Source organism: Shewanella sp. MF05913 (genome assembly GCF_059758095.1).
This window is the reverse complement of the sequence record NZ_JCAYNT010000017.1, coordinates 1-22,819: the sequence shown is the minus strand read 5'-3', so window position 1 is coordinate 22,819 and position 22,819 is coordinate 1. Positions and strand designations below refer to the sequence as shown.

Genomic DNA, 22,819 nt, shown 5'->3' with positions numbered 1-22,819 from the left:
TCACAGCAGTTTCGGCCATCTATTGACCAGCTAATTCTCAGTGTGCGACTAAATGAGAAAAATTACAACACCCAATTTAAACGGCCGTTTAATTTTTTATCATCTAGCGAGGAGTTTTTTTGTTTGTGATAGACTTATTGAGTTAAAACTTATGAAAGGGATAGTCAATGGAACAGTTAGCTCATCTATATCATGCACACATTGCTGAACTAAATCGTCGTGTTGCTGATATTTGCCAGCGTGAAAACATCTCCGGCCTAGTGATTCATTCAGGGCAACCGCATCGACAGTTTTTAGATGACTTAAATTATCCCTTCAAAGTTAATCCGCAATTTAAAGCTTGGCTACCTATTTTAGATACTCCCAATTGCTGGGTTATCGTTAACGGCCAAGATAAGCCTACTTTAGTGTTTTATCGCCCGGTCGATTTTTGGCATAAGGTTAATGACGTGCCGCAAGTGTTTTGGACTGAACACTTTGATATTCAATTATTAACCAAGCCTGATCGTATTGCAGATTACTTGCCAAAAAATATCGCTTCATGGGCTTATATTGGTGAGCATTTAGATGTTGCTGATGTACTGGGTTTTACGGCTCGTAACCCAGATGCCGTGATGAATTACTTACATTATCATCGAGCAGATAAAACTCAATACGAACTTGAATGTATGCGAGAAGCTAATAAAATTGCCGTAAAAGGCCATTTAGCGGCTAAAAATGCATTTTATAATGGTGCAAGCGAGTTCGAAATTCAGCAGCGTTATTTACTGGAACTCGGCCAGGGGGAAAATGATGTTCCTTATGGCAATATTGTGGCTTTAAATCAAAATGCGGCGATTTTGCATTATACAGCGTTAGAGCATACTAAACCTGCGCAGCGATTATCATTTTTGATTGATGCGGGCGCTAATTTTCATGGATACGCGGCTGATATTACCCGTACTTATTCATTTGAGAAAAATCGTTTTTATGAGCTCATCGTCGCACTTGATAAAATCCAGCTCGCTATTATTGAGCAAATGAAACCTGGGGTTAAATATGTCGATCTTCATATTGCAACCCATGAGCATATTGCCCAATTACTTATCGACTTTGGCTTGGCAAATGGCTCGGTTGAACAATTAGTGTCTCAGGGTATTACCAGTGCGTTTTTCCCTCATGGGTTAGGGCATATGCTAGGGTTACAAGTGCATGATATGGGCGGTTATGCTCATGATGAGCGTGGTACTCACATCGCTGCGCCAGAAGCACATCCATTTTTACGTTGTACGCGAGTATTAGCGGCTAATCAGGTGCTGACCATCGAACCTGGGCTGTATATTATTGATACTCTGCTTGAGCAATTATCACCTGAGGCGAAACAAGCAATTAACTGGCAAACCGTTGATGTATTTCGTCCTTTTGGTGGGATCCGGATTGAAGATAATGTGATTGTGCATCATAACCGAGTTGAAAACATGACCAGAGAGTTCGGTTTAGTTGATTGAGTCATACTTAATACCACAAGCAAACGTACTGATAGAAGAAGAGATAAAGCATAGTCGCTTTATCTCTTTGTTATTTCATTGTCCCAATCAACAGCAAATGAAGTTAGCGCTTACTGACATAAAGGCAAAATATCCTGGCGCGAGTCATTATTGCTACGCATTTGTGGCTGGCAGCCCTGAGAACACGATTGATATGGGCGCTAGTGATGATGGTGAGCCGTCGGGCAGTGCTGGTAAACCGATGTTAGCGTGTTTACAGGGCGCGAATATTGGCGAGCTTGGTGCGATTGTTGTGCGCTATTTTGGGGGAACTAAACTCGGTGTGGGTGGCTTAGTGCGCGCTTATACATCGGGTATTAAGCAAGGATTAACGCAAATACAAACTCAGGTAAAGCACATTAGATACCCTGCAAGTTTAGTGTGTCATTATGCGCAACTCACCGATATTGAATATTTAGTTGCTCAGCATGATGGTGTCGTTATCGATAAAGTGTTTACCGATAAGGTTGAAATACAGTTTGAATTAGCAAAATCATACCATCAGGCTTTCAATCAAGCCTTAGCTATCCAGACTCAGGGCCAGCTGCAAGTAAAGTTTACAGTTTGAGCTATGACGAACTTATGCCAAACTGTCACTCAATTGTTAAATTCGACGCAGCACAACTTAAACAGAATCCTTAATGCAATATAAAACAATTATTAGAATCACCGGTTTGCTGATGGGATTATTTTCAATCACCATGCTGCCGTCAGCATTAGTGGCTATCTTGTATAAAGATGGTGGTGGTACTGCGTTTATTCAGGCCTTTTTTGTCAGTATCTTTTTAGGTTTTTTATTGTGGTACCCCAATCGCCATCAAAAAGGCGATTTACGAACTCGAGAAGGCTTCCTCATTGTTGTGCTGTTCTGGACCGTACTGGGCTCCATAGGTGCATTACCGTTTATTTTTGCCAATGAGCCTGATCTCAGTTGGACAGACAGTTTCTTTGAATCATTTTCCGCACTAACCACTACAGGGGCAACCGTGATTGTTGGCCTCGATGATTTACCAAAATCCATTTTGTTTTATCGACATCTGCTTCAGTGGATGGGCGGTATGGGTATCATTGTACTGGCAGTGGCTATTTTACCACTGTTAGGCATTGGTGGTATGCAGCTGTATAAAGCAGAAGTCCCCGGACCGGTAAAAGATACCAAAGTCACACCGCGAATAGCCGAAACCGCCAAAGCATTGTGGTATATCTATTTTATGTTAACCACTGCGTGTGCGTTAGCGTTTTACTTTGCTGGAATGGATGCCTTTGATGCTATATGCCATTCATTTTCCACCATTGCTATCGGTGGTTTTTCTACCCACGATGCCAGTTTAGGGTATTTTGATAGCCCATTAATTAACGTGATTTGTGCAGTTTTCTTATTGATTGCCGCGGTTAATTTTAGTCTGCATTTTGCTGCATTTAGTTGGCGTGGCATTAACTTTAAAATTTATTTTAAAGATGCAGAATTTAAAGTGCTGATAGCAGTGCAGCTAGTGTTAACTGCCATTTGTTTTATTACCTTATATCAGTCGGGTATTTATGATTCGGCAGAACAAACCCTCGATTATGCCTTTTTCCAGGTGGTGTCTATTTCGACAACGGCGGGTTTTGGTACTGAAAGTTTCCATTCTTGGCCATTGTTTTTGCCAATACTATTGATATTTTCTAGCTTTATAGGCGGTTGTGCAGGCTCAACCGGTGGCGGTATGAAGGTGATCAGGCTGATTTTATTAGTACTGCAAGGTTCTCGTGAGCTGAAACGTTTAGTTCATCCTAAAGCAATGTATTCCATTAGAATTGGCTCTAAGGTATTACCTGACAGAGTTATTGATGCGGTGTGGGGGTTCTTTTCTGCTTATGCGCTGGTGTTTGTGGTGTGCATGATAATTTTAATGGCAATGGACATGGATGCCATTACGGCATTTAGTGCTACTGCAGCGAGCATAAATAATTTGGGCCCAGGCTTAGGTGATGTCGCATCGAGCTATGCCAATGTGTCTGATGGCGCGAAATGGGTATTGGTTGTTGCTATGCTGTTTGGCCGTTTAGAAGTATTTACTTTATTGGTGTTGTTTACACCGACATTTTGGAAAAACTAATGTTAAAAACCGTCATTTTATATTCAACTGTAGATGGACAAACTCGCGCTATTTGTCAGCGTATTGAGCAAATATTATCAGCCAATGGTGAGCAAGTGAGTGTAATTAATCTTGCTGATGCTGACGCAGAGCAACTCGCCGCTGTTGATAAAGTGGTTATTGGCGCCAGTATTCGTTACGGTAAACATCGACCAGAATTATTTAAGTTTGCAGAGCAACATCAAGCCTTACTGAACAGTAAATTAAACAGCTTTTTTACTGTTAACGTTGTGGCGAGAAAGCCGCTTAAAAATAGTCCTGAAACTAATCCTTATATGCAGAAGTTTTTAACACTGTCGGCTTGGACACCCAATATGCTCGGTGTATTTGCGGGCAAGATTGATTATCCTCGCTACCGCTTTTTTGACAAGGTTATGATTCGTTTCATTATGTGGATGACCAAAGGGCCGACTGATACTAGCGGCACTTTTGAATTTACCGATTGGGATAAAGTTGACGATTATGCCAAACAAATCGCGGCACAAAAGCGTTAACAAAACGCCTAAGGGAGATTAGGCGCAATAACGGCGGTGAAGAATGGATATCACTTCGGTTACTTGCTCATCTTTAAGGGTGTAATACACCACTTGTGATCTTTTACGCGTATTGACTAAATCTTGTGTGCGAAGCACCGCTAAATGTTGTGACAATGCAGACTGACTTAACGGAACGGTCTCGTTTAGCTCTGTCACACTGTGTTCTTTCTCCAGCAACAAACACAAAATCATCAGTCGATAAGGGTTAGCAATCGCCTTGAGCCATTGCGCGGCTGTCTCTGCATTGTTAAGCATGGTTGCGACATCGATATCTTGCTGCATGTGTGTTCCTATCTGGTGAACGTGAGTCAGTTTAATCATAACTGCCTATCTAACGTCATCATACTTCCGCGCAATACAGATCTCAATTTTAACTATTAAATATATGAGCTATTTCTAATTTGTGATCATTGCAGAGGTTTAAAAAGGCCTTTTTTGCCAAACTGAGGCAAATAAAGCAGTAATGAGACATAACATGGCGCATATATTAGTACTTTACTATTCTCGTGGAGGGCACACGGCTCAAATTAGTCGTGCAATTGCTGAGCAAATTATCGCTAACGGTGATCAATGTGATGTGATGAGCATTCATGACACGAAACAACAACCAATCGATTGGTCTAAATACCAGGCTGTTGCATTAGGCGCCTGTGTTTTGTATGGCTCATACCATAAATCGGTGTTTGAGTTTGTCAGCCAGCATCAGCAGGCATTGTCGAACATGCCAAATAGCTTTTTTTGTGTCAATGTCGTGGCACGCAATCCAGAAAAACGCATTCCAGAAAACAATAAATACTTACAGAAGTTTTTAACGTTATCGGCCTGGAAACCTCAAGATGTTAAGATCATTGCCGGTAAGGTGGATTATCCATCCTGGCCTTGGTACGACAGCTTAATGATTAGATTGATCATGAAAATGACAGATGGGCCAACGGATCCCACTGCCATTATTGATTATACCGATTGGCAAGATGTAAAAGCTTATGGCAATCATATTGCTAAGCTGGCTCAAGTTGAGTTTAGCTAGGGCCTAGAAGCGCCAAAACTTCGGGTGGAATAATACCGCCACGGTGAGAATTTCCAAGCGCCCTAAAAGCATGCCCACAGCTAGTGCCCATTTAGCAATATCAGGCAGGGGGGCAAAGTTACCCGCAGGGCCGATTATTGGCCCTAACCCTGGCCCCACATTAGTTACCGCGGTGATTGCGCCGGTAAAGCTGGTCATTGGGTCTAAGCCGGTTGACACTAAAATAATCGATAAGCCTAAAATCACCACAAACATCAGCATAAAAAAAGCCATAATTGAGCGAACAATATCATCATTTATTCGATGGCCGTTGTACTTTTCTTTAAACACGCCATTAGGATGAAATTGTTGTTTTATTTGCTGGCGCATAATTGAAAAAGCGATTTGGAAACGAAAGATTTTTATCCCTCCAGACGTAGAACCAGAACAGCTTCCGATAAACATTAAGAACAAAAACACCACGCTCGCGACCGCTCCCCAAGCTTGATAATCCGTTAACCCGTAGCCTGTTGTGGTGATAACGGATATAACGTTAAAGCTTGATAACCTTAGGGCATCAATAAAATCCATATGCTGATGTCGCCACAACCAAAATGCTAATGAACAAGACACCAATAACACAAACAGTAAAAAGCCTTTTACTTGTTGGTCATTCCATAATCGTACACTACGCTGTTGGATTGACTGCACAAACATGATTAATGGCAATCCACCCGCTAGCATAAACACGATACCCACCCAATGAGCTTCATGCGAAAATGCCGCCATGGAGCTGTCTGACGTTGAGTAGCCACCTGTTGATAGTGTTGTCATTGCGTGGTTAATGGCTTCAAACCAGTGCATACCTGCAAGGTGATAGGCTAGGGCGCATAACAGCGTAAGCACGAAATAGACCTGAAATAAATGCTTGGCCATATGCTGGGTTCGCGGCATGGTTTTGTCGCTCCAGTCAGATGATTCTGTTCTAAATAGCCGCATACCACCGACGTTGAGAAACGGTAATATCGCTACCGCCATCACAATAAAGCCAATGCCGCCCAGCCATTGCAATAGAGATCGCCATATTAAAATGCTGTGGTCCATGGCATCTAAGCCGCTGAGCACGGTAGAACCTGTGGTAGTGATACCTGACATTGTTTCAAAAAATGCATCGGTATAGTTGATACCGTGATATAAGGTGAAAGGCAATGCTGCAAAAAGACTGACGACAAACCACGTCACACTGGTGAGCATGAACATGTCTCGAATATTGAGGTTAAATTGGTGATTACGACCATTTTGCAGACAAATAATGGCGATAAAACCGGTAAATAAGCCCGATATCATAAAGTCGCCAATGGTCTCTTCGCCATAAAATAGCGCGAATGCCATTGGCACCAACATAAACCCTGTGAGTATTGAGAGAAAAATACCCAGAATAAAGATAAGTTGTTTTATGTTAAACATAAAAACCTAAAAGAAAAATGCACTCGGTTGGAACAGCTTTTCTACATCACCAATAAACTTTTTATTCACTAAGAATAAAATCACATGGTCGCCTTGCTCGATTACGGTTTTATCATGGCCCATTAATACTTCGTCGTTACGAACTATCGCACCAATGGTGGTCCCTGGTGGGAGTTTTATCTCACCAATTTGCTTGCCTACCACTTTTGAAGTGCTCGAATCACCATGAGCGATAGCTTCAATGGCTTCTGCTGCGCCTCGACGTAATGAATAAACATTACAAATATCGCCTTGGCGAATGTGAGTCAGTAACGCTGAAATTGTGGCTTGTTGTGGTGAAATGGCAATGTCGATATTAGCTTCCTGTACGATATCAACATAGGCTTCACGCTGAATAAGCACCATGACTTTTTTAGCGCCCATACGTTTTGCCAGTAATGCCGACATGATATTGGCTTCGTCATCGTTAGTGACGGCAATAAACACATCGGTTTGGTCAATGTGCTCTTCAAGGAGTAATTCTTGATCAGATGCATCACCACAAAACACCGTAGTTTTATCGAGTTTCTCAGACAGCTGTTCTGCACGCTCTTGGCGATGTTCAATTAACTTCACTGAGTGAGTACGTTGCAGTTTTTGCGCGAGGCCAAAACCGATATTACCACCACCCGCAATCATGATATTACGGTATGAATTATCCAGTTTTTGCATTTCACTCATGACCGCACGAATATGACGACTGTCAGCAACGAAAAACACTTCGTCGTCGGCTTCAATAATGGTGGTGCCACGCGGCATAATGGGTCTGCCTTGCCTAAAAATGGCAGCGACTCGGGTATCAATATTCGGCATGTGTTCACGCAATGTGGCGAGAGCATTACCAACTAACGGGCCGCCATAGTAAGCTTTTACAGCGACTAAACTTAATTTACCCTTAGCAAATTCAAGCACTTGGAGTGCTCCTGGGTATTCAACCAATCTTTGTATGTAAGTGGTTACTAACTGCTCAGGCGCAATGAGCTCATCGATAATAAAGCCTCCGCGAGGTTTGGCGTCACCGGACTTTATTTCACTACTAATAAACAGTTTATCTTGTAAGTCGAGGTAGGCTTCAGAGCGAATGCGGGCAATTTTGGTTGGGGTGCCAAATAAGGTATAGGCAATTTGGCAGGCAGACATATTACACTCATCGCTGTTTGTTACAGCAATGAGCATGTCGGCATCTTCTGCACCGGCTTCTTTTAAAACACTTGGATGTGCGCCATGACCCACTACCACTCGTAAGTCGAACTTATCTTGCAGAATTCTTAATCGCGCACGGTCGCTGTCGACTAAGGTGATGTCATTATTCTCGCCGACCAAGTTTTCAGCAAGTGTGCCACCAACTTGTCCCGCCCCTAAAATAATAATTTTCATGGCTTTGGGTACATCCTTAAATTGCTTTAACTAGGCGCGCGTAATAAAAGCCATCCATATTGTCTTGGCCTGGCAATATTTGCCAGCCAATGTCATTGGGGTTTGTTTGCTGTGCTATTGGCACTAATTTGGCGTCTGGCGTACGCGCTAAAAACTGTTCTACTTGCTGGCTATTTTCTTGCGGCAAAATAGAGCAGGTTGCATACAATAATGTGCCGCCCGGTTTTAGCCATTGCCAACAATGATCAAAAATTTGTCGCTGCAACGTGGCTAGCTCTTCAATATCATTATTTTTACGAAGCCATTTTATATCTGGGTGACGACGAATAACACCCGTTGCAGAGCATGGCGCATCCAATAAAATACGGTCAAATTGTTGCCCTTGCCACCATGAATCTATGTTGGCGGCGTCGCCGTGAATAATTTGCGCTTTTAAATGCAGCCTGTCCAGATTTTGTTGTACTCGAGCGAGGCGTTTTTCATCAAAATCTACCGCGACAAGGTTAATGCTTGGGGCGAGTTCAATTAAATGACAACTTTTACCCCCCGGTGCTGCGCAAGCATCTAAAACCAGATCATTACCCGTAGGCGCTAGGAGTGTTGCTGCCCATTGAGCTGCGCCATCCTGCACCGATGCCGCGCCTTGCATAAAGTCTGGCAAGTTGGCGACATCTTTAGGGCTTTCAAGTAAAATTGAATCTGGGCTAGGACCCGCTTCGGCACTAATTTCTTGTGCTGCTAATGCGTTTAAGTAGTCTTCACGCGATTGCGATAAACGATTGTTACGTAGCCACATTGGTGGACGCTGATGGCTTTGTTCAATGATGGATTGCCAATGGCTTGGGTACGCTTGTTGTAAGCGTTTAATAAACCACGCAGGAGTATTAAAGCGCAGCGTATCTGAGTCGGTATTTAAGGTGGCATCTTGGCGTTGAATATTACGTAAAACGCCATTGACGACCTTTACTAAGCCATCAAAACGCAGTTGCCGACAGGCTTCTGCGGTTTCAGAAATGGCGGCATGAGCAGGGATTCGAGTGAAGTAAAGTTGATAACAACCCACAATCAATAATTGATGCAAAATGCGTTGTTTGCCTTTAAATGGTTTAGCTAAACAGTCACTGACGCATTTATCTAGTTGCGGTAATTGACGCATAACCCCATAGCAGAGTTCGGCTAACAAGGCTTTGTCTTTACCGTTTTCTAGGTGTTGCTGTTGTTCTGGAAGGGCGACCGACAGTGACATGCCCTTTTCAAGTACTTCATAAATCGCTTTAGCTGCAAGTGCACGCACATTCATGCTAGTTAGCCTCTTGGTTTAAACACACACCAGCAGTAAACCAATCACCACGAGCATTAAGAATATCTGCCACATAAAGTGGTTTTTTGTTGGGTAATTGCATCGTTTCAATGATTAATGAACCATCAGCAGTAGCTACTTCAATACCTTGCTTAGTGGCGGCAATAACCGTGCCTGGGGCTTGCGAGCATGCTTGAGCATTGTAGGTTGCCTGCCAGACTTTAATCACGCTTTGTTGGTGTTCAAAGTAACTGACTGGCCAAGGGTTAAAGGCTCTAATTTCTTGCCATAGTTGTTTGGCACTTTTATGCCAATCAAGGCGCGCCTCTTCCTTAGACAGTTTTTCTGCATAGTTTGCTAGGCTTTCATCTTGCTTTTCAGCTTGAAGGTTACCTTCGCTTAACCCGGTTAGTGCTTCAACTAAGGCGGTTGGCCCTTGTTCTGCTAGTTTTTCATAAAGACTTGCGGAGGTGTCGGTTGCTTCTATTGGTAAGTGCGTTTTTAGCAGCATGTCACCCGTGTCTAAGCCGACATCCATTTGCATAATGGTGACGCCGGTTTCATTGTCGCCAGCCCATAATGCGCGCTGAATAGGCGCAGCTCCACGCCAGCGCGGTAATATTGACCCGTGTACATTGATGCAACCTAACTTTGGTGTATCAAGCACTATCTTTGGTAAAATTAATCCGTATGCCACCACGACCATGATGTCGGCTTGTAAGCTGGCTAATTCTTGTTGCGCCGCTTCGTTACGTAATGATGCAGGTTGAAATACGGCGATATTATGCTCTTGAGCCAACACTTTAACGGGGCTTGCAGTGAGTTTTTTCCCGCGGCCAGCCGGTCGGTCTGGTTGGGAGTAAACGGCAATCACTTCATGTTGTGAATCGATCAGCGCCTGTAAATGTCTGGCGGCAAAATCCGGAGTACCGGCAAAGATAATTTTTAACGGTTTCAAATCGTTTCCTATTTAGTTGCTAAACGGGCTTCTTTCTCAAGCTTAGTTTTAATGCGCTGACGTTTAAGTGGTGACAAGTAGTCAACAAATAACTTACCTTTGAGGTGGTCCATTTCGTGTTGAATACAAATTGAAAACAGCTCGTCGGCTTCAACGGTAAATTCTTTGCCGTGACGGTCGAAGGCTTTTAGGGTTACAAACTCAGCACGATCCACTTTGGCATAAATACCAGGAACGGATAAACAACCTTCTTCATTAGCAAAGTCACCACTACTTTTCGTAATTTGTGGATTGATGAAAATAGTTGGGCGCTCAACATCATCTTGTAAGTCCATGACGATGAGTTGTTTATGGAAATCGACTTGCGTAGCCGCAAGGCCAATGCCTTTTTCTTCGTACATTGTTTCTAACATGTTATCGATTTGGGTTTGTAGTTCTGGCCCAAAATCTGTCACTGGCTCTGCAATGGTGCGTAAACGCTCATCTGGAAATCGTAAAACATTTAATATTGGCATATATAAACTCTTAACAAGTCTGTCAAATTTCAGCCAGTTAGCTATACTGGCTGTTGCGATAAGGGTAATTTTAATCCTTACCGCCTATCAATAACAGTAAAAAGCTCTAATAAAGAGCTAAACAACATGGACCGCACCATGAAACGCTTACTTTTACTTGCTTTTTTATCTTTAAATATTTTTGGAGTGAGTGCTGATGCATTAACTTTGAAGGCTGGGCATCCTGACACGTATGTCGTTAAAAAAGGCGATACGCTGTGGGATATCTCTGGATACTTTTTAAATGATCCATGGCGTTGGCCTAAATTGTGGGGCGTGAACCCACAAATTGCTAATCCACATCTAATATATCCTGGCGATAGACTGACATTGGTTTTTATTGATGGTCAACCGCGATTAGTGGTGAAACAGCACATTAAAAAAAGCCCCGAAGGCCGAATAGCATCAAAAGATGGCCCTATTCCTGCGGTCGATTTAGCGCTTATACAACCTTATTTAGTCCAAAATCGCGTGGTTGATCCTGCTTTTTTTGCCAGTTTACCTATGGTAATGAGCGGTGAGAGCCCATCTATTCACCATGTGGTGAGTGATATTATTTATGTTAATGCACAGCTTGAACTTGGGCTCAAAGTGGCAATGTACGAAAAAGGCCAAGAGTTTTTCTCGCTAGAGCGTGATGCATTATTAGGCCAAGAGATGATTTTAGCCTCAAGTGGCCGAGTGATTGAATCTGGACCAATATCAAAAGTAGAGTTATTAAGTAGCTTACGTGAAACTAAAGGCGGCTTTAAAGTTGTGCCAGTAGAAGATGAAGCATTAATGTCAGCCTACTTTGTGCCTAAAGCCGCTGACCTTGCTGTACCCGCTGCGATTATTGCCATTAATGGCAAAATACGTGAGGCTGGTAAGTTAGATGTGGTTTACCTTGACCGTGGTAGTGAAGACGGTGTTGAAACCGGGCATGTATTCTCTATGTACCGCGACGGTGAAGATATTACGATTAATAACGACGGCCTACCTGTTCGTACTCTAGACCGCTCGTCTTACGACAAAGTGATCGCACACTTCTCTGAAGACACGATTCATAAAATGCCCGATATCTTTCATGGTAATTTACTGGTCTTTAAAGTGTTCGATAAAACCAGTTTAGGCCTAATCATGTTTAATGAACGACCTGCTCGTGTTGGTGACAAGTTAGTTAAGCCTGAGCCGTTAACCTTAAAAGGTGAATAATTTCAGATAAACTGGTCGACTGGCTCGTTGTTTGTGCAGTATCCGGGTTAGGACCCGCCCGGATTCAACAATTACTCACTCAGATGGACGTTGAAGAACTTCGTCAACGTCTTGAGTTTGAACCTCAAGGATTGCCGTTATCGGCAAACCTGCTGGCCAAGTGCCATATCGACGTTGATAAAGTTGAACAAGCGTTAGCATGGCAGCAATCGCAGCCAAATCATTATATTTTAACTCCCTCAGATCCACTCTATCCACCATTACTACAACAAATTTCTGATGCACCATTAGTGCTATTTATTAAAGGGAACATTGAATCTTTAGTCATGCCAAGTATTGCCATTGTGGGCAGTCGTAATGCTTCTCGTGGTGGGTTAGACATTGCCGCTGAGCTAGCTTATAACCTTGCGAGTCAAGGTTTTGTCATTACCAGTGGTATGGCTACAGGTATCGATGGTGCGGCTCACAAAGCCACTTTGGCGGCGAATGGTTCAACGATGGCGGTATTAGGTACTGGTGTTGAACGCGTTTACCCTCAACGACATCAACAGTTGTATCGCGACATTATTCATTCTGGTTGTGTAATGAGCGAGTATTGGCCGCATATTGGACCCTATGCGGGTAACTTTCCTAAACGTAATCGTATTGTGAGTGGCTTAAGCTTAGGGACTGTTGTTGTCGAAGCTAGCCGTAAAAGTGGCTCATTAATTAGTGCTCGGTTAGCAATGGAGCAAAATCGTGAAGTGTTTGCTGTGCCAGGTTCAGTATTAGGCGGTTACAGCCAAGGCTGTCACGATTTAATCAAAAATGGTGCAAAACTTGTTGAGTCTGCAGCCGATATAATAGAAGAGTTAGGGAGTTTATCGGATTATCACCTTGAACAATTGCATCAACGGCACCATATACGGGATAATGACCTTTGTGATTTGCCATTTCCTTCGCTGTTAGCTAGTGTAGGTTATGAAACGACAGCAATTGATGCTGTGGTTGAGGATAGTGGGAAGCCAATAGATCTGGTGTTAATACAAATGCTTGAACTTGAGTTACAAGGGTGGGTTGCAGCAGTGCCCGGTGGTTACGTCAGACTAAAGAGGAGTTAGCCATGTTTGATATCCTCATGTATTTATTTGAAAATTATGTTCATAGTGAAATTGAACTATTAGTTGATGAAGATGAACTCACGAAAGAGTTAACCCGAGCGGGTTTTCATCAAGTTGATATTATAAAAGCCCTTTCTTGGCTAGAGCAGTTAGCTGATCTGCAAGAAAGCGATAAACCATACTTGTGCAATCATGCGCAACATTCATTCCGTATTTACACCAAAGCGGAAATGGCTAAGTTAGATGTAGAGAGCCGTGGCTTTTTACTGTTTTTAGAGCAGATTCAAGTGCTCAGTGTTGAAACCCGTGAGATGGTCATTGACCGTGTAATGGAATTAGACGAACCAACATTGGTGTTAGAAGATCTTAAATGGGTGGTATTAATGGTATTATTTAACGTGCCAGGAAATGAGTCAGCCTACGAGCAAATGGAAGATTTAATCTTCGAGCAGCCAGAAGGGCGCTTACACTCATAACAGAAAGGAGGCTTAGCCTCCTTTTTTAGATCTATAGAATATTATTCATTGAGAGCACCATGTCGAAAATTGATCAACAGCTGTTTACTGTCCACGAGCATGCACTGGAAAAAGAGTTTGAACTTTGTCCTGTTTGTGGTTCTGAGCTGTCGGTTAAACACAGTAAGCATGGCAGTTTTGTCGGTTGTAATAATTACCCAACCTGCGACTACACGCGGCCGTTAGTTCAACACGAGTCGATAGAAACACAAGTGATTAGTGGTTCACAATGTCCAAAATGTGGCCATGAGTTAGCAGTGAAGTCTGGTCGTTTTGGTATTTTTATTGGTTGTACACACTATCCAGAATGCACCCACATTGAAAAACATGATCACAGCAATGAAGCTGAACAAATTGCATGCCCTCAATGCTATAAAGGCCATTTGGAATCTCGGACCAGCCGCTATGGTAAGACTTTTTTTGCTTGCAGTGCCTACCCTAAGTGCAAGTTTATCGTAAACTATCCTCCTTATAATGAGCCTTGCCCAGATTGTGGCTTTGGTATTTTAGTTGAACGCAAAGGTGCTGCTGGCAACCGTCTTGAATGTCCGCAGAAATCCTGCAAATATAAGCGAGCGCTTTAATTCGTTATCACCACCATTAAATTGATGAAAGGAAATCCAATGTTGCAATTGCAGCCATCGGCTGTCGCCACCACCATACAACAAGGTGGCGTAATAGCTTACCCAACAGAAGCTGTGTTTGGTTTAGGGTGTGATCCTGATAATGATGCCGCCATCGCAAAATTACTGGCAGTAAAACAACGACCTTGGCAAAAAGGCCTTATTTTAGTGGCAAGCTCATTTGAGCAGCTATTGCCTTACATTGATATTACTCAGCTCACCGAGTCGCAGTTGCAGTTTGCGCAATCAAAATGGCCAGGGCCATTCACATTTGTGATGCCAATCAAGGCTCATGTATCAAAGTTATTATGTGGTGAGTTTGATTCAATCGCAGTGCGAGTATCTGCTCACCCAGTTGTGCGTGAGCTTTGCGACACACTGAATAAACCATTAGTATCGACCAGCGCCAATTTAGCGGGAGAGTCTCCTGTGGTCGATGCACAACACATCCTCACTGATTTTAGCGATAAAATTGAGGCATTAATTGTAGGTCAGCTTGGCGAGCAACGTCAGCCATCGACCATTATTGATGCCCGCAGTGGTCAAATTCTTCGAAGTGGAAGTTAATAACATGCCCAATACCCAACATCAGGTGCCGGATGCACAACAAGTTAAATCGTTTCTGTTGGCACTTCAGCAAAATATTTGTCAGCGTTTAGAACTGCTCGACGGTAAAGCAACGTTTAAAGCCGACTCGTGGGAGCGTGAAGAAGGTGGCGGTGGTACTAGCCGTGTCATGACACAAGGGCAGGTATTTGAACAGGCAGGAGTTAACTTTTCACATGTGATGGGTGCTGCGATGCCTGCATCCGCAACTGCACATCGTCCAGAATTAGCTGGCCGTAGTTTTGAGGCTATGGGAGTGTCGTTAGTTATCCACCCTAATAACCCGTTTATTCCAACAACGCATGCCAATGTGCGTTTTTTTATCGCCCGTAAAGAAGGCGCTGACCCCGTTTGGTGGTTTGGTGGTGGATTTGACTTAACACCTTACTATCCGTTTAAAGAAGATGTGGTGAGCTGGCATCAAACGGCTAAAGATATTTGTGATCCATTTGGTGAAGATGTTTATCCCAAGTACAAAAAATGGTGTGATGAATACTTCTTTTTACCGCACCGTAATGAAACCCGTGGTGTTGGCGGCTTATTTTTTGATGATTTAAATCAACCTGGTTTTGAGCGAAGCTTTGAGTTTATGCAAGCGGTCGGTAATGGTTTTATTGAAGCTTATGCACCAATAGTTGAACGCAACAAAGCATTAGAGTATGGCGATGATGAACGTCAGTTCCAGCTATACCGTCGTGGCCGTTATGTCGAATTTAACCTAGTGTATGATCGCGGCACGTTGTTTGGCTTACAAACCGGTGGTCGCACTGAATCAATACTGATGTCGATGCCGCCATTAGTTCGCTGGGAATATGCATTTACTCCAGAAGAAGGCACCGCAGAAGCAGATCTGTACGACGTTTACTTAAAGCCACAAGACTGGTTAACTCAAGCTTAACTATGAGTTAGTAACATGAGTTAGCGATATAGCATTAGTCATTATCTGTTGCGCATATTGTCAGCTAAGGTCGAAATAGCCTGAATAATCACTTGTTGATGTTCAGGCTTTTTTATTGAATTGTGAATTGCTGCACGCATACATATTAACCATTGATCTCGCATTGACTCATCAATCGCAAAAGGCATATGCCTTGCTCGGAGTGCAGGATGACCATGTTTCTGTTGATACAGTTGCGGTCCGCCAAGCCAACCACTTAAAAATTCATATAATTTTTGTTCAGAATCAGCAATAGGCGAGCGATGCATGGCGAGTAAGCTTTGAGTTTCAGGCCGAGTTTGCATTTGCTGATAGAAGTCATGCGCTATCGCACGGATCACTTTATCGCCACCAATAATATCGTAGGCGTTAGATTGCATCGCATCTCTATCATCGCTTGCTTGCGGCTTAGTGAATAATTTACGTAACCAGTTCATATTGTCTGTGTAGAGGAGTGTCGGTCTATTATATCGAAAATCATATCGAAATCATTGCTATTGCAGGAACATATAGTTGTTAACGTTTTGATACCAATTATTTAACGATTACGCTGTATTTCAACCGTTAACTTGGTTAAATTGGTCGCAAAATAAGAAAGGAGACCCCCAATGGCCAAACTCACGCCTTCTTTGGTTGCTGTGGCATTATCTACCGCAATAGCCGGTTGTAGCCCAGCAGAACAACAAGACCCGCAAGTGACCATCAACGCAAATCCATATCCCAGCACTTACCATGCGTTACCGAACTCAACCACGTTACTTAAAAATGCCACAGTATTAACCGGTACCGGTGAACGTATTGATGACGCTGATGTATTGATAAAAGAGGGTAAAATCAGTGCCGTAGGGCAGCAGTTAGTTGCAGAAGGTGCAGTAGTTGTCGACGCTAAAGGCAAATGGATTACTCCAGGTATTATCGATGTGCACTCGCATTTAGGTGTGTACCCAAGCCCCAATGCCGAATCTCATAATGATGGCAATGAAATGACTAACCCTGTTACGGCCGAAGTTTGGGCTGAACACAGCGTATGGCCACAAGATCCGGGCTTTAATCGGGCTCGCGAAGGCGGCATTACCACGTTACAAATTTTACCTGGCTCAGCCAACTTGATTGGTGGCCGTGGAGTCACACTCAAAAATGTTCCAGCTACGACAATGCAAGCGATGAAGTTCCCTGCCGCGCCATATGGATTAAAAATGGCCTGTGGTGAAAATCCTAAAAACCTTTACGGTAGTCGTAATGAATTACCGATGACCCGTATGGGTAATATGGCGGGCTACCGCACCGCATTTATTCAAGCAACTGAATATAAACGCGCATGGGACAAGTACGATGCTGATTACGCCGCAGGTAAAAATCCTGTTGCCCCTGAACGTGATTTAATGAAAGACACTCTTAAAGGTGTGCTGGAAGGTGAGATTTTAATTCACAATCATTGTTACAAAGCTGAAGAAATGGCGATGATGATCGACCTAGGGAAAGAGTTCGGTTATCACGCTGGCACATTCCATCATGCTGTTGAAGCATACAAAATTGCCGATTTATTGGCTGAAAATGGTAATTGCGCCGCGATGTGGCCAGATTGGTGGGGCTTTAAATTAGAAGCTTATGACATGGTGCTTGAAAATGTTGCCATAGTCGATGCGGTTAAAAACGCTTGTGCTGTCGTGCATTCAGACTCTGGCGTAACCATTCAGCGTCTTAATCAAGAAACGGCAAAAATTATGAATAACGCGAATGCTAACGGCTTTGACTTAAAGGCTGAGCATGTCATTGGCTGGATTACTGCTAATGCGGCAAAATCATTGGGTATTAGCGATAAGACCGGTTCACTCGAAAAGGGTAAAAATGCAGATGTGGTGGTATGGAATACCAATCCGTTTAGCGTATACGCCCAAGCTGATCAGGTGTTTATTGATGGTGCAAAAGTGTATGACCGCCAAGACCCAGCCTATCAGGCACAAAGTGACTTTATGTTAGGTCAGTAATAAGGAGCAAGACAATGACACTATTTAAAAAATCTGCACTTGCTTTAAGTTTATCGGTCAGCCTAACATTGAGTTGTGCTGTTCAAGCTGAAAGCGTAGCGATTATCCATGCCACAGTGCATACCGCCACAGAACAAGGCGTACTAACAGATGCAACCGTTGTGATTGAAGATGGCACTATTGTAGCCATTAATCCGGCGTCGCTGACTGCCGATACCGTCATAGATGCTAAAGGGGCAATATTAACGCCAGGCTTTATTGCGAGTATGAATGATTTGGGGCTGGTAGAAATTGGTGCTGTAGCATCGTCACTTGATGCATATGAAAAAGAAGCCGATGTTGTTTTTGACCCTAGTTTAGCTTACAACCCCAAAGCATCCACGGTGCCATTTGCTCGCAAAGGCGGGATAACCCGTAATGTCGTGTCATCTGGCGGTGGCGAAGGCATTTTTGCAGGACAAACATTTAGCGTAGATTTAAGTGGTGATTGGGACAGTATTCTGGCCGCAAACACCGGATTAGTTGTTGCATTAGGTGCGACAGAAGAAGGCTCGCGTGCAGCAGGAATGCAGCAATTAATCCATAAACTTGAGGATGCTAAAAAAGCGCAGTCTCAAAAGAGTAAAGCGAAAAAAACCGCTGACGATGATAGTGAAGAGCCTAGTCATGAAGATGATATTATTAACGCGGTACTCGCAGGTGAAAAGCCATTAATTGTCGACGTTGACCGTGCCAGTGATATTTTGCATTTGATTAAGCTTAAGCAAAACCTAGGTCTTGACCTTATTTTAATAAATGCTGCAGATGCCGTCCTTGTGGCAGATCAGTTAGCGCAAGCAAATATCCCAGTGGTTATTGACAGCATGCGTAATTTACCGGAAAGTTTTGATTCGCTACATAATTCGCTTAATAATGCAGGTAAGCTTGCTAAAGCAGGCGTAAGGGTGGCCATCGCTTTGCCTGGCGACAGCCACAGTATTTATGCATTACGTTATAGTGCGGGTAATGCGGTTGCCAATGGTATGGATTACAATGATGCTATGGCTGCTGTAACGTCAAATGTTGCTGATATTTTTCATTTAGATTCTGGCCGAATTGCCGTTGGCAAGCCAGCTGATATTGTTTTATGGAGCGGCGACCCTTTCGAATTCAGTAGTAAAGTACAAAAAATGTGGATAGCAGGTGAGGAGCAAAGCACTGACAGTCGTCAAGACAAGCTTCGTGATCGCTACTTACAGAAAACGGAAATGCCTGAAGCATATAGCCGATAACCTCTCACTGTATATGTGGGAAGTTGTCCTAAATAGTTAATGAAGAGACAAAGCGAATGACAGATAAGTATGCCGTATTTGGTAACCCAATAGCACAAAGTAAGTCACCATTTATACATACTGAGTTTGCCAAGCAAACTCAGCAAGATTTAAGCTATAACGCTATTCTTGCACCTATTGATCAATTTGACGCTTCATTAACGGCTTTTTTTGCTGATGGTGGTAAAGGTGCTAATGTCACCGCGCCATTTAAAGAACAAGCATTTGCCATGTGCGACGAACTCAGTGAAATGGCAAAGCTAGCAGGTGCTGTTAATACCCTATTTAACCTGCCTAATGGTAAAATTGGTGGTGACAATACCGATGGGGTTGGTCTGGTTAATGATCTTGAAATGCTATTTGGGTCATTAAAAGGTAAGCGTGTATTGCTGGTGGGCGCTGGTGGCGCAGCCAGGGGCTGTATTTTACCTATCTTGCAGCATAATGTGTCGCAGTTGGTTATTTGCAATCGCACTCACGAGAAAGCCGAACAACTACAAAAATTATTCAATGAGTACGGTAACTTCTTCGCTAAACCGATTGAAGAATTAACTTCGCCATTTGATTTAGTCATTAACTCAACCTCAGCCGGCTTATCTGGGCAGCTTATTTCATTACCCGATACTATCGTTGATGACACTACCGACTGTTACGACATGACGTACAGCCAACAAACGACAGTGTTTAATCAATGGGCTCAGGATCAGCATGCGCGCAAAACCGCAGATGGTTTAGGCATGTTAGTCGGGCAAGCTGCGGCGAGTTTTAACTTATGGCGAGGTATTAACCCAGATAAAGGTCCCGTAATGCGTAAGCTTCGCGAATTATTAGCACAAAAGGTCGTCGATTAATGAATCAAAGTGTCATTTTTAGTGATCAATTATTTATCGAGGCTGATAAGGTGAGATTTGTCGCCCAGCAACAAGGGGTGAATATTAATTGTTATGCAAGTTTTAGCTCGATAAGCATGCTGTGTGAACAACAAGAGGTGAATCCATCTAATGTTGTTAACCTGTTTGAACGGTGCCGTTTCGACCTAGAAGATAAAGCGGAAGCATTGATAGAGCAAGAAGCGTTTAACGACAAAGGTGACATTGAAATTCAATAGAGAGTTAAACGCTTGCTCATTTGCCCAGTAGAAAGTGCTTAATCAATTGAGGTTTGTTTTTTTAAACGCTTTTGCTGGTACATGTTGCTATCAGCTTGCTTAAATGCCATTTGCTAGTCTTGTTGATATTGCGCTATGCCATAACTAAAATGGATGGATGGCGTAAGAAGAGCTAAGTCTTGTTGTAATTGATTTATCTGTGCCTCTAAAGTCTCTATAGGACCTCTGCATAGCGCAACAAATTCATCTCCACCATATCGCGCAACTAAAAAGTTTGGGTGCCACATCGACTTTAGTGACTGGGCAAAGGCTAGTAAGGCATCATCACCAGCTTGATGGCCATGCAAATCATTCAATGGTTTTAAATTATCCATATCTAAAATGACAATATAGCTCGCTAAGGCTGCATCGTGTTTCCATTGTAAAATAGCAGCATCGAATTTTTTGCGGTTATACAAATTCGTTAACCCGTCGAAGTTGGCCATGATTTCGATTTTTTTAGATTTTTGATACAAGGAAATGGCATTCGCAGCCTCTGAGGTAAGAATATTAACGAGATTAATATCATATTCACCAAACGCCTCCATTTTGCTACTGTCTAGGTTCATCATTCCATACAGTTCACCCTCAATTCTGATCGGGCTCGACAAAGTAGAGCAAATTTGCTTTGACGACGCATTGAGTAATACAAATTGATCATCTTCTGTCAGGGTGCTTTTGGCATTAATGTTTTGCATATTATTAATGACAACAGCTTTATCGAAACGGCCTTTCGTTAATCGATATAAAAAGGTTTCTTCAAGGGTAAAGTTAATATTACGCAGAGTGTCAATATTCAAACCCACAACAGACTCAAACTGTAAGCGGTTAGCGACATAATCCACTAATATAATGCTACCCATTTCAGCATCGTCAATCGCATTTACCGCTTTTTGCAGTAAAGCATCTAAAAAGGCTTTTTCAGAATCGTACTGATTAGATAAATTAACTAACTCATACGTCGTATCATTAACTCGCACCACCTGATCTAAGTGTTGCCAAAGGCGCAACATGTTCTGCTTATGTACATAGTAGGTCATCGCATAACTTGTCACGTAGCCAGCGCAAATCAACAATAAGTATAAATAGGCTTTATCAGCATCAATGAACACAAAAGTCAAAATGCTAATAAGTAGCAATGGAATAACCAGCAGTAATAAATGCTGCGTAATATCACTGTGCGATTTGCGTAAATTTTGCTGTCGATTTTTTGGGTACACCTAATCATCCTTGTTCAAAAATCTTCAGTACGGGATTTAAAACACCTAAACAGTATTCTGCTTTAGTAAGGTCACTTAAATATAGACGAAATGAGAGTAATTAACTTTATATAAGTAAACCCTGAAAGAGGATAAGTATTCAATCCTAGGCTAACTATCATATAAAGCAATTGAGTTTAATCAAGCACAATAGTCATAACTGTCAACTAGTAAACAATTTTAACAAGGTAAATGTGAAATGGGCACAGAAGAAATAGCCCATTTCGATGAACAAAACTAACTCTATTGCTGTAAGTCCACTAGATACTCATTTTTCAGCCGTACATAATTATCAGCAGACTGGGGTAAGAAAGCACGTTCTGCCTCTGTTAATGGTCTAGCTTGCTTGCAGGGACTGCCTACATATAAGAAGCCGCTCTGTAATACTTTATTGGGCGGCACTAATGACCCCGCACCCACAATGACATCATCTTCTACTATTGCACCATCAAGTAATATTGCGCCCATTCCAATTAAAACCCGATGACCAATCTTACAGCCATGCAGCATTGCCTTATGGCCAATCGTTACATCGTCACCAATAATCAATGGATGACCTTCAGGGTTAGCAGCAGATTTTCGAGTAACATGTAATATGCTGCCATCTTGAACATTGCTACGTTTACCAATGCGGATCTTATTCACGTCTCCACGAGCGGCAACAAGTGGCCAAACACTCGCGTCATGATCTAATTTTATATCACCCACAAGCACAGCCGACTCATCAACATAGACACTATCAGCTAAATCAGGGTGTATTCCTTGGTAAGTTCTTACATTCGTAGACATAACAATCCTTATATATTCATGGTTTTTGACAGTATAATGCTTAAAAACTAGCTGGTCAGGCTAAATTAACCGCAAACAAGTCAAAAAAGATAAATAACCTAAAAAAAGGGGTTGCACTAAATCTCATGGTGCCTATAATGCGCATCCACTGACACGGCAGACAGCGAAAGCGGTCACCGGGTTAGGTTGAATGAAGTGGTTATTAACACTGAGTTCAAGGCGAAAAGAAAGTTTGAAAAAACACTTGACGCCGACACGGGAAAGCGTAAAATACGCAGCCCAAGCCAAGGACCTAGCGTCAACGGCCACTAAGCGAAAGATTGATTCTTTTGGTATTAGTACGCTCTTTAACAATCTAAACAAGAAATCTGTGTGGACATTCACAGGTATTGAGTTATTCGAAATTGTCTTCTTGTTCTTCGGAATGTAGGCAATCAAAAAATTTAAACT

At 42.6% G+C, this 22,819-nt stretch carries 24 protein-coding genes; 15 read left to right on the top strand and 9 right to left on the bottom strand.

Annotation, left to right across the window (positions count from 1 at the left end):
- Window positions 1–167: 167 nt before the first annotated feature.
- From pepQ to hemG (AC19MV_RS17310), 4 genes are all read left to right on the top strand, one after another.
- A complete protein-coding gene (pepQ, locus tag AC19MV_RS17325) occupies window positions 168–1,487 on the top strand; it encodes a Xaa-Pro dipeptidase (RefSeq protein WP_498309136.1) in 1,320 nt (439 codons plus the stop codon).
- A complete protein-coding gene (locus AC19MV_RS17320) occupies window positions 1,480–2,094 on the top strand; it encodes a YigZ family protein (RefSeq protein WP_498309135.1) in 615 nt (204 codons plus the stop codon). The genes pepQ and AC19MV_RS17320 overlap by 8 nt, the downstream gene beginning before the upstream one ends.
- Window positions 2,095–2,167: 73 nt before the next feature.
- A complete protein-coding gene (locus AC19MV_RS17315; protein ID WP_432403293.1) occupies window positions 2,168–3,625 on the top strand; it encodes a TrkH family potassium uptake protein in 1,458 nt (485 codons plus the stop codon).
- A complete protein-coding gene (gene hemG, locus AC19MV_RS17310) occupies window positions 3,625–4,158 on the top strand; it encodes a menaquinone-dependent protoporphyrinogen IX dehydrogenase (RefSeq protein WP_498299300.1) in 534 nt (177 codons plus the stop codon). Before AC19MV_RS17315 ends, hemG (AC19MV_RS17310) begins: the two co-directional genes overlap by 1 nt.
- Before the next feature lie 18 nt (window positions 4,159–4,176).
- On the opposite strand, the gene AC19MV_RS17305 is transcribed toward hemG (AC19MV_RS17310), so the two are convergent.
- The gene (locus AC19MV_RS17305; RefSeq protein WP_432403289.1) at window positions 4,177–4,482 is read right to left on the bottom strand and encodes an ArsR/SmtB family transcription factor; all 306 of its coding nucleotides are present in this window, start codon (window positions 4,480–4,482) and stop codon (window positions 4,177–4,179) included.
- 193 nt (window positions 4,483–4,675) lie between these two features.
- On the opposite strand from AC19MV_RS17305, the gene hemG (AC19MV_RS17300) reads away from it, so the two are divergent.
- Window positions 4,676–5,227, top strand: a complete 552-nt coding sequence (gene hemG, locus AC19MV_RS17300) for a menaquinone-dependent protoporphyrinogen IX dehydrogenase (protein WP_432403286.1) — start codon at window positions 4,676–4,678, stop codon at window positions 5,225–5,227.
- Between the two features lie 3 nt (window positions 5,228–5,230).
- On the opposite strand, the gene AC19MV_RS17295 is transcribed toward hemG (AC19MV_RS17300), so the two are convergent.
- The 5 genes from AC19MV_RS17295 to def are packed head-to-tail and all read right to left on the bottom strand — an operon-like array spanning window position 5,231 to window position 10,862.
- Window positions 5,231–6,673, bottom strand: a complete 1,443-nt coding sequence (locus tag AC19MV_RS17295) for a TrkH family potassium uptake protein (protein ID WP_498309133.1) — start codon at window positions 6,671–6,673, stop codon at window positions 5,231–5,233.
- 6 nt (window positions 6,674–6,679) lie between these two features.
- On the bottom strand, window positions 6,680–8,089 hold the full coding sequence (trkA, locus tag AC19MV_RS17290) for a Trk system potassium transporter TrkA (RefSeq protein WP_432403282.1): 1,410 nt from the start codon (window positions 8,087–8,089) through the stop codon (window positions 6,680–6,682).
- 16 nt (window positions 8,090–8,105) lie between these two features.
- Window positions 8,106–9,389, bottom strand: coding sequence for a 16S rRNA (cytosine(967)-C(5))-methyltransferase RsmB (gene rsmB / locus AC19MV_RS17285; protein ID WP_498309131.1), 1,284 nt, complete (start codon window positions 9,387–9,389; stop codon window positions 8,106–8,108).
- 1 nt (window position 9,390) lies between these two features.
- On the bottom strand, window positions 9,391–10,347 hold the full coding sequence (fmt, locus tag AC19MV_RS17280) for a methionyl-tRNA formyltransferase (RefSeq protein WP_498309129.1): 957 nt from the start codon (window positions 10,345–10,347) through the stop codon (window positions 9,391–9,393).
- 8 nt (window positions 10,348–10,355) lie between these two features.
- Window positions 10,356–10,862 carry a peptide deformylase gene (gene def, locus AC19MV_RS17275; RefSeq protein WP_498299304.1) on the bottom strand — a complete coding sequence of 169 codons (507 nt, stop codon included), beginning with the start codon at window positions 10,860–10,862 and terminating at the stop codon, window positions 10,356–10,358.
- Between the two features lie 126 nt (window positions 10,863–10,988).
- Here def and AC19MV_RS17270 point away from each other — a divergent pair, with 126 nt between their 5' ends.
- The 6 genes from AC19MV_RS17270 to hemF all read left to right on the top strand — a co-directional run bounded on the left by AC19MV_RS17270 (window position 10,989) and on the right by hemF (window position 15,837).
- Window positions 10,989–12,095 carry a LysM peptidoglycan-binding domain-containing protein gene (locus tag AC19MV_RS17270; protein WP_498309127.1) on the top strand — a complete coding sequence of 369 codons (1,107 nt, stop codon included), beginning with the start codon at window positions 10,989–10,991 and terminating at the stop codon, window positions 12,093–12,095.
- 83 nt (window positions 12,096–12,178) lie between these two features.
- Entirely contained in the window at window positions 12,179–13,195 is a 1,017-nt protein-coding gene (gene dprA / locus AC19MV_RS17265) for a DNA-processing protein DprA (RefSeq protein ID WP_498309125.1), read from the top strand.
- A 2-nt stretch (window positions 13,196–13,197) separates the two neighbouring features.
- Window positions 13,198–13,671: a DUF494 family protein gene (locus AC19MV_RS17260; protein WP_432403269.1), complete on the top strand. Its 474-nt coding sequence runs from the start codon at window positions 13,198–13,200 to the stop codon at window positions 13,669–13,671.
- Between the two features lie 59 nt (window positions 13,672–13,730).
- Window positions 13,731–14,294 carry a DNA topoisomerase family protein gene (locus AC19MV_RS17255; RefSeq protein ID WP_498309123.1) on the top strand — a complete coding sequence of 188 codons (564 nt, stop codon included), beginning with the start codon at window positions 13,731–13,733 and terminating at the stop codon, window positions 14,292–14,294.
- A 39-nt stretch (window positions 14,295–14,333) separates the two neighbouring features.
- Complete coding sequence (gene tsaC, locus AC19MV_RS17250) at window positions 14,334–14,900, top strand: L-threonylcarbamoyladenylate synthase type 1 TsaC (RefSeq protein WP_498309121.1); 567 nt, start codon at window positions 14,334–14,336, stop codon at window positions 14,898–14,900.
- A gap of 4 nt (window positions 14,901–14,904) precedes the next feature.
- The gene (gene hemF, locus AC19MV_RS17245) at window positions 14,905–15,837 is read left to right on the top strand and encodes an oxygen-dependent coproporphyrinogen oxidase (RefSeq protein ID WP_498309119.1); all 933 of its coding nucleotides are present in this window, start codon (window positions 14,905–14,907) and stop codon (window positions 15,835–15,837) included.
- Between the two features lie 41 nt (window positions 15,838–15,878).
- On the opposite strand, the gene AC19MV_RS17240 is transcribed toward hemF, so the two are convergent.
- Window positions 15,879–16,313: a group II truncated hemoglobin gene (locus AC19MV_RS17240; protein ID WP_498309117.1), complete on the bottom strand. Its 435-nt coding sequence runs from the start codon at window positions 16,311–16,313 to the stop codon at window positions 15,879–15,881.
- A 171-nt stretch (window positions 16,314–16,484) separates the two neighbouring features.
- Between AC19MV_RS17240 and AC19MV_RS17235 the strand changes: the two genes are divergently transcribed.
- Genes AC19MV_RS17235 through AC19MV_RS17220 form a run of 4 tightly spaced genes read left to right on the top strand, consistent with a single transcriptional unit; the run spans window position 16,485 to window position 20,282 of the window.
- Entirely contained in the window at window positions 16,485–17,864 is a 1,380-nt protein-coding gene (locus AC19MV_RS17235; protein WP_432403259.1) for an amidohydrolase, read from the top strand.
- 14 nt (window positions 17,865–17,878) lie between these two features.
- Window positions 17,879–19,135 (top strand): amidohydrolase family protein, encoded by a 1,257-nt coding sequence (locus AC19MV_RS17230; protein ID WP_498309115.1) that lies wholly within the window; start codon window positions 17,879–17,881, stop codon window positions 19,133–19,135.
- 56 nt (window positions 19,136–19,191) lie between these two features.
- On the top strand, window positions 19,192–20,025 hold the full coding sequence (aroE, locus tag AC19MV_RS17225) for a shikimate dehydrogenase (RefSeq protein ID WP_498309113.1): 834 nt from the start codon (window positions 19,192–19,194) through the stop codon (window positions 20,023–20,025).
- Window positions 20,025–20,282, top strand: coding sequence for a DUF1488 family protein (locus AC19MV_RS17220; protein ID WP_498309111.1), 258 nt, complete (start codon window positions 20,025–20,027; stop codon window positions 20,280–20,282). The genes aroE and AC19MV_RS17220 overlap by 1 nt, the downstream gene beginning before the upstream one ends.
- Window positions 20,283–20,395: 113 nt before the next feature.
- Here AC19MV_RS17220 and AC19MV_RS17215 read toward each other — a convergent pair whose 3' ends face one another.
- Both AC19MV_RS17215 and AC19MV_RS17210 read right to left on the bottom strand, forming a co-directional pair.
- Window positions 20,396–21,541: a sensor domain-containing diguanylate cyclase gene (locus AC19MV_RS17215; protein WP_498309109.1), complete on the bottom strand. Its 1,146-nt coding sequence runs from the start codon at window positions 21,539–21,541 to the stop codon at window positions 20,396–20,398.
- 282 nt (window positions 21,542–21,823) lie between these two features.
- Window positions 21,824–22,369, bottom strand: a complete 546-nt coding sequence (locus tag AC19MV_RS17210) for a gamma carbonic anhydrase family protein (RefSeq protein ID WP_432403245.1) — start codon at window positions 22,367–22,369, stop codon at window positions 21,824–21,826.
- Window positions 22,370–22,819 lie beyond the last annotated feature (450 nt).